The sequence below is a fragment of the Streptomyces sp. NBC_01314 genome, from assembly GCF_041435215.1.
Classification (GTDB): Bacteria; Actinomycetota; Actinomycetes; order Streptomycetales; family Streptomycetaceae; genus Streptomyces.
Window position 1 is genome coordinate 5,513,298 of the sequence record NZ_CP108394.1, and the last position, 14,023, is coordinate 5,527,320.

Annotated in this window: 8 protein-coding genes; 4 read left to right on the forward strand and 4 right to left on the reverse strand. The window is 72.6% G+C overall.

The genetic code is table 11. From position 1 onward, the window contains the following. Positions 1-115: 115 nt before the first annotated feature. A complete protein-coding gene (locus tag OG622_RS24175; RefSeq protein WP_371578723.1) occupies positions 116-3,991 on the reverse strand; it encodes a hypothetical protein in 3,876 nt (1,291 codons plus the stop codon). 247 nt (positions 3,992-4,238) lie between these two features. Here OG622_RS24175 and OG622_RS24180 point away from each other — a divergent pair, with 247 nt between their 5' ends. Continuing rightward, the gene (locus tag OG622_RS24180) at positions 4,239-5,081 is read left to right on the forward strand and encodes an NPP1 family protein (protein WP_371578724.1); all 843 of its coding nucleotides are present in this window, start codon (positions 4,239-4,241) and stop codon (positions 5,079-5,081) included. Between the two features lie 176 nt (positions 5,082-5,257). Here the strand turns inward: OG622_RS24180 and OG622_RS24185 are convergent, their stop codons facing one another. Beyond that, on the reverse strand, positions 5,258-6,016 hold the full coding sequence (locus OG622_RS24185; RefSeq protein ID WP_371578725.1) for a hypothetical protein: 759 nt from the start codon (positions 6,014-6,016) through the stop codon (positions 5,258-5,260). A 322-nt stretch (positions 6,017-6,338) separates the two neighbouring features. Here OG622_RS24185 and OG622_RS24190 point away from each other — a divergent pair, with 322 nt between their 5' ends. The 3 genes from OG622_RS24190 (at position 6,339) to OG622_RS24200 (ending at position 10,885) form a co-directional block, all read left to right on the forward strand. Continuing rightward, positions 6,339-8,300: an Ig-like domain repeat protein gene (locus tag OG622_RS24190; protein WP_371578726.1), complete on the forward strand. Its 1,962-nt coding sequence runs from the start codon at positions 6,339-6,341 to the stop codon at positions 8,298-8,300. A 238-nt stretch (positions 8,301-8,538) separates the two neighbouring features. Next, on the forward strand, positions 8,539-9,306 hold the full coding sequence (locus tag OG622_RS24195) for a response regulator transcription factor (RefSeq protein WP_371578727.1): 768 nt from the start codon (positions 8,539-8,541) through the stop codon (positions 9,304-9,306). 79 nt (positions 9,307-9,385) lie between these two features. Next, positions 9,386-10,885: a sensor histidine kinase gene (locus OG622_RS24200; protein WP_371578728.1), complete on the forward strand. Its 1,500-nt coding sequence runs from the start codon at positions 9,386-9,388 to the stop codon at positions 10,883-10,885. Positions 10,886-11,199: 314 nt separating this feature from the next. Here OG622_RS24200 and OG622_RS24205 read toward each other — a convergent pair whose 3' ends face one another. Next, positions 11,200-12,486 (reverse strand): hypothetical protein, encoded by a 1,287-nt coding sequence (locus tag OG622_RS24205; RefSeq protein WP_371578729.1) that lies wholly within the window; start codon positions 12,484-12,486, stop codon positions 11,200-11,202. Between the two features lie 127 nt (positions 12,487-12,613). Then, positions 12,614-13,840: a PP2C family protein-serine/threonine phosphatase gene (locus OG622_RS24210; RefSeq protein WP_371584196.1), complete on the reverse strand. Its 1,227-nt coding sequence runs from the start codon at positions 13,838-13,840 to the stop codon at positions 12,614-12,616. Positions 13,841-14,023: the final 183 nt, after the last annotated feature.

Consider the following 14,023-nt stretch of genomic DNA (forward strand, 5'->3'; position numbering starts at 1 on the left):
CCTTCTCGGCAACCATCACGACGTGATGAGCCGCGCACGGCTATCCCTCATCGAGTGAGATTGTGCGTCCGCCCCGGGGGCACCCCGGGGAGAGAGGTACGCGGGCGCTGAGCCGCTAGTCGCACACCCTGCGGTACGGCGCGTCCGGTACGTACGTGTCCCACTCGGCTCTGGTCAGGTCCTCGTTCCCGGCGCGGGCGCAGACGCGGTTGACGGTGCGGGTGGGGGCGACGGTGTGGTGGTGCAGGGAGACGTGGGTGCCGCCGGCGAAGAGGGTGGTGTTGTCGGGGCTGAAGGCGAGGGACGCGATGCGTTCGCCGGGGGAGGGGAGCGGGCCGCCGAGGGGCTGTTGGGTGGTGGTGTCCCAGAGCTGGATGGTGCCGGCGTCGCCGCCGACGGCGAGGGTGTGGCCGTCGGGGCTGAGCGCGAGCGCGCTGACCGCCTCCGGGGTCTCGCCCAGCGGCGCCGGGAAGACGTTGCGCAGGACTCCGGCCCGGCGGCGCAGGTCCCCGTCCCACAGGGCGACCCGGCCGGTGCGGTCGCCCGCCGCCACGCGGCTCCCGTCGGGGCTGAACGCCAGCGCGCTGACGTGGTCGCCCTGGACGAGGTCCAGCGCGGCACTCCGCCCGGTGCTGTCGCGGGCGACCCGGTTGTCGCCGACGACCAGTTCGCCACGGGGGCTGAGCACCAGACGGACGCTCGCGAGGCCCGGCCCGGTGCGGGAGTCCGTACGGGTGCGGGTGACGGTGTCCCACCGCTCGTTGCTCGGTTCGCCGTCGGCCGGGGTCCGGGTGGTGAAGAGGGTGCGGCCGTCGGAGGTCAGGGCCAGGGCCGTCACCTCCGTACCGGACTGGGTGCGTCCCAGGTCCAGCACGCTCTGTTCGCGGTCCCGGGCCAGGTCCCAGACGGTGAACCGCTGGGGCGCGGCCGGCCTGCCGGGCGCGGTGACCCCGTAGACGAACCTGCTGCCGTCGGGGCTGAACGCCATCTGGGGTACGACGTCCGGGGCGAGCGGCACGTCGGCGGCGGAGTCGTGACGGGCCTCGCCGCCGACGGGCGGCAAGGCGTACGGGGGCGGCGACGCGGACAGGGCTGGGGAAGGGGACGGGGACGGGGGCGGCAGCGTGCGGACCAAGCGGCCGTTGTCGGTGGCGCGGAGTTCGAAGCCGAAGCCGAAGCCGGTGTCGCTGCCGGGGCCGGGGCCCGTGCGCTCGGCGGTGGCGAAGAGGCGGCCGTCGGGGCTGAGCAGTACCGCGTGCGTGGGGCGGTCGCTCCAGGCGGCCGTGACGGTGGTCGTCAGGTCGAGGGTGTGGGCGGTGCCGCCCTCCAGGTAGCGCAGGACGGGCGGGCCGGGGTCCCAGGCGAGGCCGCCGCGCAGGTGCTGGTTGTTGAGGGGGTGTCGCAGGACGGGGGCGGCCGGGGCCGACAGCCGCCACACGCGGATCTCGTCGGCGGAACCGGCCGTCGCCAGGAACCCGCCGTCCCGGCTGAACGAGGCGTACCGCACCCCCGGGTCTCGGAGGTCGGCGACCCGGCCACCGGTGCGTATGTCCCACACGCGCACCATGCCGCGGGCCAGGACGGCGAACCGGCCGTCCGCCCCGAACACCACCGCCGAGTCGGCGCCGCACACCCCCCGCTCCCGCTCCCAGGAGCCCCGCAGCACCCGTCGCCCGTCGACTTCCAGAACCCGCGGCGCCTTCCCGGCGGGACACACGGCCACCCGCCGGTCGTCGGCACCGGGCGCCACGTTCGCGGGCGTGACCCCCCGTGTCTCGAACAACACCGAGCCGTCCACGACGGACCGGAGCTGTACGCGGCCGGCGCCTGCCGCGCCACCGGTACCGGCGTCCCCCACCACAAAGCTCCGCCCGCTCGCCCCGAAAGCGATGCCCTGCCCGCCCGCCGACAACGGCGGCCCCCCGGTCCAGCGCCCGACCCGCACGTCCCACAGCCGTACTCCTCCGTCGCCACCCCCGTTCCCCTCCCCGGCCGCCTCCGAGATCGCCAGGACCCGGGCGTCCGGGCCGGCGGCCAGGACCTCGCCCTCGGGGAGGCGGCCGGAGGCGGTGGTGCTGCGGGTGCCGAGGTCCCAGGTCTGCCAGGTGCGGTCGTCGACGCTGAGGAGGGTGCGGCCGGAGTCGGCGAGGAAGCGCTGGGAGCGGTAGCCGGACGCGGGGTCGGAGAAGGCGTCCACCTCCGGCTGGGCGAGGGAGCCCAGGAGGGCGCGGCGGGTCTCCGGGAGCGGGGCCATGTGCCAGGCGGCGACGCCGAGGAGGAGGGCGGCCCGGGGGTCGGTGGTGCGCAGCCCGTCGGCGACGGCGGCGACCCGGCGCGCGGTGTTCTGCTGTTGCTGGAGCAGGTTGTCGTCGTGCTGTCGCCAGGCCGCGATGCCCGCGACGAGCGCCACCGCCAGGACCGCCGAGAGCGCGCCCACCAGGGTCCGAGCACGGCGCGTGGCGCCGGCGGCGGCCCGGCGCTCCGCCTCGCGGGCGTCGAACGCGGAGGTGAGGAAGGCCCGTTCCGCCTCGGAGAGCGCGAGGTCGGAGCCGTGGCCGGGGAACATCTCCTCCGCACGGGCCAGCCGGGTACCCCGGTAGAGGGTGCCGGGGTCGCGGTCGTGCTCCAGCCAGGCGCGGGCGGCCTCGGTGAGCTGCCGGTGGTGCCGCAGCCGTTCGCGGTTCCGGTCGATCCAGCCGTGCAGCCGGGGCCAGCAGCCGATCAGCGACTCGTGGGCGAGGCGTACGCCCTCCTCGTCGACGGTCAGCAGCCGGGCGCGGGCGAGCCGTTCCGCCACCGCGGGAATGTCGGGGTGGACGCACTCCAGGAGTTCGTCCCGGCTCAGGGGACGCCCGGTGTCGACGGTGCCGCGCCCCGGTTCGACCAGCCGCAGCAGCAGCTGCCGGGCGGCGGCGGCCTGGGGCGCGGACAGCTGCCCGTACACCGTCTCGGCGCTCGCCGCGATCGCGCCGTTGAGGCCCCCGGCCGCCTCGTACGCGGCCGTCGTCAGCATGCGGCCCCTGCGGCGGCGCCAGGTCTCCAGCAGGGCGTGCGACAGCATGGGCAGCGCGCCGGGCCGGTCGAGGACCTCCTCGACGACGGTCGCGGCGAGGGACCGTTCCACCAGGAGTCCGGCCGCCTGTGCGGGCCGTACCACCGCCTCGCGCAGCTCGTCCGCGGTCATCGGACCCACCGGCAGCCCGGCGACGCGCAACGCCTCCGCGAGGCCGGGGTGTTCGGCGCAGCGGGCGCAGAAGTCGGCGCGTACGGCGATGAGGACCCGGAGCCGGGAGTCCGGGTCGCGGGCGGTCAGCAGCAGATCGAGGAAGCGGGCCCGCTCCGCCTCGTCCCGGCAGAGGGTGAACACCTCCTCGAACTGGTCCACCACCACCCAGCTGTCCGGCTCGCCCTCGGCCACGGTCAGCAGATGCCCGTACGTCTCCGCCGGCCGGGCGCCCGGAGTGAACACCCGCAGCACCGACTCGCAACGCTGCCGCGCGATGTCCTCGCGGAGCCGGGGCAGGAACCCGGCCCGCAGCAGGGACGACTTGCCGCTGCCGGAGGCGCCGAAGACGGCCGCGAAGCGGTGGGCGGCGACCAGTTCGCACAGCTCGTCCACCAGCCGGTCGCGGCCGAAGAACAGTGCGTGGTCGTCCGGTTCGAAGCGGGCGAGGCCCCGGTACGGCGCCGGGTCGTCCCCGCCGTCGCCCACGGCCGCCGCGCCGGCCGCCGCCTCGGCCTCCTTCCAGCGCGTCTCCCACGCGCCGGGGTCACCCCCGCAGGCCCGGACGTACCCCTGGACGACGGCGAGCGTGGGCAGCCGTTCGCCGGCCGCCGCCTGGGAGAGAGTCGTCGCGGAGAAGCCCGCGGTGCCCTCGGCCATCGCCCGGTAGGACGGGCTGCCTGCGGTCCGGCGCAACTCCCGTAGCTCGTGGGCGAGTCGCTGTACGGGCCCGGCTGCCGGGTCCAGGGGTCTCTCGGGACGCCCCACGGCTCCACCCCCTTCCGGCTCGGGCGGCGATCAACATACGTATCCCGGTGGACACGCGTAACCCTGGGCACGCGAAGTGTGGTGTTGATGACAACGGTCGTACGCGCGGTCGAACAACCCGCGACCGCCGTACCGAGTTGATTGCCCTGGTGGAAGTAGCTGCCGATCAATTCTCCGCTTGCCAGCCTCTGTCCCGCAGAGCCGGATCACCGGCGTCCCCCACCGCTGAGCAAGTGGAGAACCGCTGATGCCTCAAGCACGGAAGAAGTCGACGCGGAAGTCCCTGAAGGCACGCCTCGGGCTGCTCGCCAGAGCCGCTCTCGTAGGTTCCACCGCCACCGCCCTGACCGTCGCCCTGGGCACCAGCGCCCACGCCGGTGTGCCGACACCCCTGGCCGAGAGCACGACCTCGTTCCAGAAGAACTTCCAGCCGGTCTTCGACTACGACGGGAACAGCTGCTTCCCCGTCGCGGCGATCGACAAGAACGGCGCCCTCAACGGCGGCCTCGACGACAGCGGGTCGGTCACCGGCCAGTGCCGCACGAACCACCTCGGCAAGGCCAACACCTACTCGCGGGTGAAGTGCAACAACGGCTGGTGCGGCATCATCTACACGCTGTACTTCGAGAAGGACATGAGCTGCGGCGACTGCACGGCCACTTCGCACCGCCACGACTGGGAGGCCGCCGTCATCTGGGTGCGGCAGGGTGACGCCACACCGTCCTACGCGTCCGTCTCCGCCCACGGCGAGTACACGACCTCGTCGTGGAGTTCCCTCCAGAGGGACGGCGTCCGCCTCAAGGTCGTCTACCACAAGGGGGGCAACGTGTGGGACACCCACTCGTTCCGCTTCGCCAAGTCGGGTGAGGGGGCGGAGGCCTGGGGCGACGGCGGCTGGGACTTCCCGGGCCTGATCAGCTGGAACAGCTTCCCGGGCGGCGACAACAAGTGGACGGCGAACCTCCAGAGCCGTCTGCAGAACGCCACGTGGGGCGACGCCAACTTCCCGCTGAAGGACGGCCGCTTCACCACGGAGCTGACCCGCGCCAAGCCCTCCGGCATCTCCTTCGACCCGAACGGCGCGGGCTGATCCTCTGAAAACGCGTGGTTCCCCGCGCCCCTGGAAGGGGTGCGGGGAACCACGCGAAGAACCACGAGGTGCCCGCGGTCACAGCCCGCCCCGCGGCACGACGGCGGTCATCTGCCGACGATCACCTGCCGGCACCAGCAATCACCTGACGGCGGTCGCCGGCCCGGCACCAGCAGTCACTTGTCGGCGGTCGTCCGACTGGCCGGGACGTTCTCGCGACCCGCCTGGTACGCCGCCACGCTCCCCCTCGCCTGCACGGTCTCCCGCTCGACCGTCGTCAGCATCCGCTCCCACCGCTGCCGCATCGGCCCGATCAGGCCGCCGCCGACACCGACGACGAGAATTCCGGCGACCGTGGCGAGCGCGGCGTAGAGGACGGGCCGGGTGATGTCCTGGGCGATGCCGGCCTGGCCGAGCGCCGCGATGACGCCGAGCCCGACGACACAGGCCCAGACGGCGGTCGCGAGGGTCCGGCCGTAGGAGACGGAGGCGAGCGCGCCCCCGACGATGCCGCGCACCGCGTTGGCGATGGCCATCGCCACGACGACGAGCACGACGGCGACGACCGCGCGCGGCAGCCAGGCCACGATGCCGTTGATCATCGCGCTGACGGGGTTCGTGCCGAAGACACCGAGCGCGAACTGGAGGGTGAGCAGCATCAGCGCGTAGTACACGATCCTGCGGAGGATGCCGGTCAGGTCGTACGAGGAGTCCTGGAGCAGGCGAGACGTTCCGGCACGTTCCGACAGGCGCTCGGAACCGACTTTACGCAGAGCGCGGTCGAAGACGCGGGCGATCAGTTTCGAGACGAACCAGCCGACGACCAGGATGACGAGGAAGGCGACGAGCTGCGGAACGAACTGTGCGACTTTGGACCAGGCGTCGTTCAAGCCCTGGGTGAAGTCGACGGACAGGTCGACGGACAGGCTGACCATGGGTGGTTGTTCCCTTCGCGGGTACGTCGGATACGTCCCCTCCCCTTGTGGATAGCAGTGGGCCGACCGGGTGACGGCGCGGTGCAGGGCCGTTCGGGTGACCGCGCACGGGGTGCGCGGACGGCGCGTACGCCGGAGTGGACGTCCGTCACGTAAATACGTTGAGTTCTCCGCCACCCCCTGTGACCCTCTTGTCAGTGGCATGACTTAGTCTTCGCACACGCTTCACACGCGTCACACGCGCCGCACAGGTCGAACACACCGGCCCCGCGCGACGACGCGCCCATTTCTTTCGTTCCCCGGGGGGTTCGACACCGTGCGTATGCGCACTCTTCCGGCTGCCACCGCGCTGGCAGTCCTCTTCAGCTCCGCCGCGCTCGCGGTCGCACCGGCTGCGTCCGCCGACACCACCAAGGTCCTGCCGGTCGCGTCGAGCGCGGACATCGTGGTGGACGGCGTCCACCAGCGGGTCTTCGTCAGCGACCCGACCAACGGCAAGATCGTCGTCACCGACTACTACGGCATCGTCCGCAAGCAGTTCACGAACCTGCCGGGCGTCCAGGGCCTGGAGCTGTCGGCCGACTCCGGCACGCTGTACGCGGCCGTGCGCGACGCCGACGCGATCGTGGCCCTCGACACGGCGACGGAGACCGAGTCCGCCCGCTACCCGGTGGGCGACGCCCCGGTGGGCGTCGCCGTGGCCGGCGGCAAGGTCTGGTTCGGCTACGGCGCGGCCGGTGACGGCGACATCGGCTCGCTGGACCTGTCCGGCGAGGAGCCCGTGGTCACCCTCGACCAGGACACCACGCACCTCTGGTACTACGCGCCGATCCTGGACGCGGCCCCCGGCTCCGACGCCGTGGTGGCAGGCGAGCCCGGCGGCAGCAAGCTGGCCGTGTACGACGTCGCGTCGGGCACCGCCACCCGTACCGCGGCCGTGGACACCGGCGGCGGGAACATGGGCGACCTCGCGGTCACCCCGGACGGGCAGCGCGTCGTCGTGGCCAGCGGCTCCCCGTACCACCACCAGGTCTTCAAGACCTCCGACCTGACGTCGGACGGCACCTACGCCAGCGACACCTACCCGAACTCGGTCGCCATCGCGCCCGACGGCACGGTCGCGGCCGGCATCGACGGCATCTACGAGCCGGACATCTACATCTACAAGCCGGGCGGCACCACCTCGGTCCGGGAGTACGACTTCACGAACACCGGTGGCAGCAGCGGCGGTGACGAGCTCCCCGACTCCGGCCTGGCCTGGGCGCCGGACGCCTCCCGCCTCTTCGCGGTGACGTACAACGACGAGGGCGTGCACTCGCTGCGCGTGCTGGACGCCCCCACCAGGGCGCTCACGTCGATCACCGTGAACGCCCCGGCCACGGCCACCCGCGCCAAGAAGCTCACGGTCAAGGGCAAGGTCACCTCGAAGGCGGCGCTCCCGGCCGGAACGAAGCTGACGGTGACCCGCACCGACCTGGAGTCCACGGGCGGCAAGGCGCTCGCCGCGGTGACCGTGGCGGCCGACGGCGGCTACACCTTCTCCGACACCCCGCCGGTCGGCGGCAAGGTCAAGTACACGGTGCGGTACGCGGGCGACGCCGACCACACCGCCACGTCCGCCTCCGACACCGTCGAGGTCTCCCGCGCGACGCCCACGCTGTCGCTGGACAAGAACCGCAAGACGTACGCGTACGGCGCGGACGTGAAGTTCACCGCGCACCTCGGCACGACGTACAAGAACCGCAAGGTCGAGATCTGGGCCGACCCGTACGGCTCCGACAGGCCGAACAAGCTGGTGAAGTCGGGGACGGTGAGCTCGCAGGGGAACCTGTCGGTCACCGTCGACCTCAAGCGCGACACCAAGCTCTCGGTGAAGTTCGCGGGCGACGCGCGCTACAAGGCGAAGACGGTCACCAACACCGTCTACACCAAGGTCAAGATCTCGTCGTCGATCTCGGGTCACTACAAGACCAGGTCGGTCTGGGGCCAGAAGTACCACTACGTCCGCAAGTCCAAGGACCCTGTCCTGAAGACCACGATGACGTACTACCCCGAGCGCAAGCAGCGCCTCAAGCTGGAGTTCTACTACGACGGTGTCTGGCAGGACTGGGGCGCCGAGTACTTCTCCCTCGGCACGTCCGGCGGGTCCGACATCACCCTCACGGGCACCCCGACCACGAACGTCCGTCTCCGCTTCCGCTCCGAGTACCACGACACGACCTCCGGCGACAACGTCAACACCACGACGTACGGGGCCTGGAAGTACTTCATCTACACCAGTTAGCAGGCGCCACCGAGCAGTACGAGCAGCACCACGGCGAGCGCCGCCGGGCGGATCCACGGGTCCCCCGGCGGCGCTCGCCGCTTTGCGTCCCGGGACGGGGAAGAGCACGACCGTGAGGAAGGGGGCATTCCGAATGAATGGGAAAGCGGTCTCACTTACCTGCCGGTACGTGTGACGATACGGGCTCTGCCGAAACTTGAGACCTCAAACTGAGGTCACGGTCGCAAAGGAACAGGACATGACCACCCCTGTGCCCTCCGCCCATGCCGCAGTCCCACCAGCCGCTCCGGCCGCACGGTCCCCATCGGCGACCACCGCCGGGGCTGCCGGGCAACTGCTCGTCGTGGATGACGAGGAGGGGATCCGGTCCATGCTGACCATGGCGCTGGAGTTCCTCGGATACCAGGTGACCGCCGCGGCGACCGGGCGGCAGGCGCTGCAGGCCGTCACGCGGTACGACCCCGATCTGATCCTCCTCGACGTCAACCTCCCCGACCTGGGCGGCTTCGAGGTGTGCCGGACCCTGCGCGACCGGGGCAACGCGGTCCCGGTCCTGTTCCTCACCGGGCTCGGCGGTGTCGACGACCGGGTGCGAGGCCTGGACATGGGCGGCGACGATTTCGTCACCAAGCCGTTCGAGCTGAAGGAGGTCGCCGCCCGCGTCCGCGCCCTGCTGCGCCGGGCCGGCGGCGGCCACCCCGCGCCCGACCGCAACCGCCTCAGCGCCGGCGCCGTGCAGCTCGACGCCGACGCCCACCAGGTCTGGGCCGCCGGCCGCCCCGTCGAACTCACCACCACCGAATTCGCCCTCCTGCGCTACCTCATGGAGAACCCCGGCCGTGTGCTGTCCCGGGGTCAGATACAGGAACGCGTCTGGAACCACCGCGACGAGGGGTCCGGCGTCGTCGACACGTACATCTACTATCTGCGCCGCAAACTGGGCGAGCCGGGCCAGTCCCTCATACGCACCGTCAGGGGCGTGGGCTACCAGCTGTGCACGAACTGAGCGAGGGAGCCTCCGGGGGAGGGGCGGGCAACGGCAGCGGGGGCTACGGAAAGCTGGGCGGCGTGGACGGGCTGGTCGGATGAGTGGGTTCACCGGGCTGGGCGAGAACATCAGGGCGGCCGGGCTGCTCGCGTCGAGTGACACGTGCCTACGGCCCCACCCCGGCCGCCCCCTCCCTCCCGTGAAGAAGCCGATCCGCCCCCACCCCACGGGCCGGCGCACCGTCGGCTTCTGGCTGTTCGCCACCCTCACCACGCTGGGCGCGGTCGCCGCCCTCTCCGCCCACTCCCTCGCCCAACACCTCACCGCCCGCACCGACCAGGAGATAGCGAGGGCCAGCGGATCAGGCGGCCTCGGTGGATTCGGCAGCCTCGGCGATCCGGCTTCGGCCCCGTACCCGGCCTGGGCGCCGGCCCCGAGGGCCACGACGGCATCGGTCCCACCATCGGTGTCACCGTCATCACTGCCCTCGGCATTCGCACCCGGGCCGGCGCCCGCCGCCACCACGAGTCCGGCCCCGGCTCCCGCACCGGCCCCACTCCTCGACGAGAACGACCTGATCCTCGTCCTGGACGCCGACGGCAAGGTCGTGGAGCGCCACGCGGGGTCCGACGCCCTCCCCGCGTTCCCGACGCTCACGCCCGCCCGGCTGAAGGCGTACGCGGGCCGGGCGCACCCGTCGGCGATCGGGGAGAGTTACCGGGCGAAGGTGGTGCGCGCGCCGGAGGCGGGCCGGAACCACGAGGGCGCCTACATCGTCACGGCCAGGTGGACGGCGGACGACCGGCGGGCCGTCGAGCACCTCCTCCAGGTCGAGACGGCCGCCGCGCTCCCCCTCCTCGCCGGCGTCCTGATCGGCGCCCGCCGCCTCGGTCGCCGCGAGGTCAGGGAGCGGCAGGGCACCGAGCGGCGGCTGCGTGAGTTCATGGCGTCCGCCGGGCACGAACTGCGCAACCCGCTGACCACGATCTCCGGCTACGCCGAGCTCGCCCGGGTCGGCGACCCCGCCTACGAACCCATGCGGCAGGAGGCGCTCGGCCGGATCGCCACCGAGGTCGGCCGGATGAGCACGCTCATCGACGAACTCGTGCTGCTGACCCGCCTCGACCTCGGCCAGCCCCTGCAACTGACCTGCGTGGACCTGGCCCAGCTGTGCCGCGACGCGGCCTCCGCCGCCCGCGACTGCCACCCCTGCCATCCCGTACGGCTGCTGCTCGCCCCGGGCGATCACACGGTCACCGGCGACCCGTTGCGGCTGCACCAGCTGGTCGCCAACCTGCTGGCCAACGCGCGTGTCCACACGCCGCCGGGCACCACGACCACGCTGGGGCTCGGCACGGAGGACGGCTACCGGGTGATCGAGGTCCTGGACGACGGTCCCGGAATCCCGGACGAGCTGCGCGCCCGGCTCTTCGACCCCTTCGTACGCGGCGAGGAGACACGGGCCGCCGGCAGCGGGCTGGGCCTCAGCATCGTCGCGGCGATCGCGACGGCCCACGGCGGCACGGTCGCACTGGAACCGTCCCACCCGTCGAACCGGGGGGCGTGGTTCAGGGTGCTGATCCCGGCCTCGTCCTGACTGGACCCGTCCTGACCGGCCTCGTCCTGACTGGCCATGGCCGGTCAGGTCCCACCTGTCATAGACCCGTCATAGCCGAAGGGTGGTGACCGGGAGGGGACTTTGCCGATGGCAGAGGAGTTTCTGATCATTCTCTGATCAAACTCCGATCCGTTCCGGAGCTACGACCGCTTAAGTGATCAACGTGCGGTGTCCACCACCTGTCATGACGGTGTGACCTCGTACGACTCCCCTCCGAGGTCGGCCCGGCATTCGCCCTGATCGACGGCTCATCGATCTACGACGAACGGACGACGGCTCATCGACCGGCTCGGCTAACCGGGTACGTGTTGGGCCGACCTCAACTCCCCGCTCCGCTCCACCAGTTCGGCCAGATACTGCCGGGCGTGCTCCAGGGCCCCGGCCCGCCGCCCCGGCACCCGGCTCCGCAACTCCACGAGCGTGACACCCAGTTCACGGGCGCGTCCCGTGTCCGCGACCAGCCCCCACTGATGGTGCGCCCGGTCGACCGCCGCCTCGACCAGCGGATCCCGCGCGGGGCGCCCCGCCACGAGCCGCGCCCGGGCGACCCCCATCCAGGCCTCGCAGCTCCCGGCCGCGTCCCCCGCGAACATGGCCAGATCCGCCCGCACCTCCCGCCAGTGCAACACCTCCTCCGACCCGTCCCCGAACTCCCGCAACGCCCCCTGCTCCCACCGAGCCGCAAGCCCGGCCGCCTCGGAATGCCGCCCCGCCTCGACTGCGACGGCAATGGCACTGTGAGGGTCGATGCCCGCCGCCGCCTCCGGCGCGGGCACGTCGTTCCGGCCCGGCGCCGGCCAGGTGTTCTCAGCCTGTCCGGCGTCCGAGGACGAGCCCGAAGGACGACTGCGGGGGGCCTGGGGCGCAGCCCCCGGGGACGGAATGGGGCGGGTAGGGGCGGCGGGGGCAACGGGGGCGGAACCGCCGTGCGGGGCACCCGCGCCGGGCGCCGCCGCGTCCCAGGCCAGCACCAGATCCCCGTAACCCCCCGTCCGCGCGAGCACCTGCTCGTGGAGCACACCGGCCCCCGGCCGCTGCCCACTCCGCAGTATCGTCGCCAGCGCCTTCATGTACCCCGGCACGGCCACCCCCCGCCGCAGCCCCGCCCCCGGCGGCGCGATCCGCCCGTACACACTCACCCCGGGCCCGGCCGACAGCGGCTGCCCCGCCAACTGCCGCCACACCTCCGCGTCGGCGTGCAGATCGACGAACAGGGTCGTGGACCCCGGCGTACGCAGCCGCAGTTCCTCCACGATCCAGTGCCAGGGAAACGCCGTGTACCGCACGGTCGCCGGCGTCGTACGCGCCAGCGCAAGGTGCACGAGCCGCTGCTTGCGGTCGAGTTGGAGCTGCCCGGCGAGGTACACGGTGAGCGGCCCGGGCGCGGTGGCCGCCGCCCGCAGCCGGGTGAGGACGGCCTGCGGCTCCAGCGGATCGGCCAGCTCGACCACGTTCGCCGTACCCGTACCGGACAGCACCTCGGGCGTGACGGCCGCCAGTACGGGAAGCACGGAGGCCGCGTCCACGAGGCACCCCTTGCCCATGGGCGAGGCCGCGAGCAGCAGCACTGTTCCGGGCATCGTTCCCTCCCCATCGATTCCCATCGACTCCCGCCGACACTCCCGCCGACTCCCCGTCGATCACGTACGCCAGCCAGCACGGTAACCGCTGCGCGTGCAAAGGGGGAAAGGAGCGCGGTACGAGCGCTCACTTCGGGGCGCCCGGCGCCCTCCGCACCGGCTCCGACGCCCGCCGTACCGCGAAGATCGTCGTGTCGTCGTCGAGGCCTCCGCCGGTGTGGGCGAGGACGCCGTCGCGGACGAGGTGGACCAGGGCTTGGGGGTCGAGGGCGGGCGGCCCGGCGGTGAGGGCGCGGGTGAGGTACTCGCGGAGGGGGAAGAAGACACCACTCCCGTCACGGGCCTCCGTCACCCCGTCGGTGACCAGGAGCAACGTCTCGTCGGCGGCGAGCCGGACCGTGACCGTCCGGGGCGTCCGCGGCGCCAACTCGCCGAGCCCCAGCGGGAGTCCGTCCCACAGCGGCAGGAAGCGCACGCCGCCGGGGGAGACCACGAGCGGGGGTTCGTGCCCGAAGTTGACGACGTCCACGGTGAGTTCGTCGAGCCCGGTGAGGTCCGGCCCCCAGTCGGTCCGCTCGCTGCGCAGTTCGGGGAAGTCGAGGAGCACGGCGGTGGCGAAGCGCTCGGAGTCGTCGCGGCCGACGTGCGCGCAGTACCTGACGTGCCGCACCATCCGCGTCTCCAGCCGCTCGGCCACGGTGACCGGGTCGGACTCGTAGTAGGCGGCCTCACGGAACGTGCCGAGCAGCACGGACGCCGCCTCCACCGCCGCGAGCCCCTTGCCCTGGACGTCGCCGACGACGACCCGGGTGCCGTGCGGGCTGGGCTGGATGTCGTAGAAGTCTCCACCCACCCGGGCCTGGCTGTCGGCGGCGAGGTAGATCTCCGCGTGGTCGAGGCCGCCGACGTCCGGCGGCAACTGGCGCAGCAGGATACGGCGGGTGGTGTCGACGACGGCCCGCATGTGCAGCATCCGCTCCTGCCCGCGCAGCCGTACCGCGCAGGCCAGCACCGACAGGATCCCGCCGAGGGCGACGAGGACGAAGTCGGGCAGCCCGGTGCGTTCCTGGTGCGGCCAGGAGCTGTCGCCCACGACGTACATGAGCAGGGCGAGCGCCGCGAACAGCGCGGTCGTCCACACCCGGCAGACGGCGGCGGCCACGCCCGGTACGAGAACCAGCCACGAGATGACCCGGAAGTCGCCGCCGGTCATCCAGTCGAGCACCGGTACGGCGAGCAGGACCACCAGCGGCGGAAGCCAGGAGATGTCGTGCCCGCGGACCCGGAGCAGCTGCAGCCGCTCGACGGGGTCCGGCTCCCGGCGCACACGCGGCACCGGCATCCGCATCCGCATGCCCCACAGCGAAACACGCCCCCGGGACCCCCGCATCCCGACCGGCTCCTCGCCCGACCCCCACCGGCGCCGCGCCGCACCGCCCTGTCACGGCCTCCGTGTCCCGACTTGCCAGCGGCTCCCCCCAGGTGTGCTCTGGTAGTCGGGGCGGAGAGTCACGGGGGAGGGAAGAGAGGAGTGCTC

Excerpts from the sequence above, each read along its gene's own strand:
- OG622_RS24180 (WP_371578724.1), top strand. The coding sequence starts at position 4,239 with ATGCCTCAAGCACGGAAGAAGTCGACGCGGAAGTCCCTGAAGGCACGC.
- OG622_RS24185 (WP_371578725.1), bottom strand. The coding sequence starts at position 6,016 with ATGGTCAGCCTGTCCGTCGACCTGTCCGTCGACTTCACCCAGGGCTTG.
- OG622_RS24190 (WP_371578726.1), top strand. The coding sequence starts at position 6,339 with ATGCGCACTCTTCCGGCTGCCACCGCGCTGGCAGTCCTCTTCAGCTCC.
- OG622_RS24195 (WP_371578727.1), top strand. The coding sequence starts at position 8,539 with ATGACCACCCCTGTGCCCTCCGCCCATGCCGCAGTCCCACCAGCCGCT.
- OG622_RS24200 (WP_371578728.1), top strand. The coding sequence starts at position 9,386 with ATGAGTGGGTTCACCGGGCTGGGCGAGAACATCAGGGCGGCCGGGCTG.
- OG622_RS24205 (WP_371578729.1), bottom strand. The coding sequence starts at position 12,486 with ATGCCCGGAACAGTGCTGCTGCTCGCGGCCTCGCCCATGGGCAAGGGG.
- OG622_RS24210 (WP_371584196.1), bottom strand. The coding sequence starts at position 13,840 with ATGCGGATGCGGATGCCGGTGCCGCGTGTGCGCCGGGAGCCGGACCCC.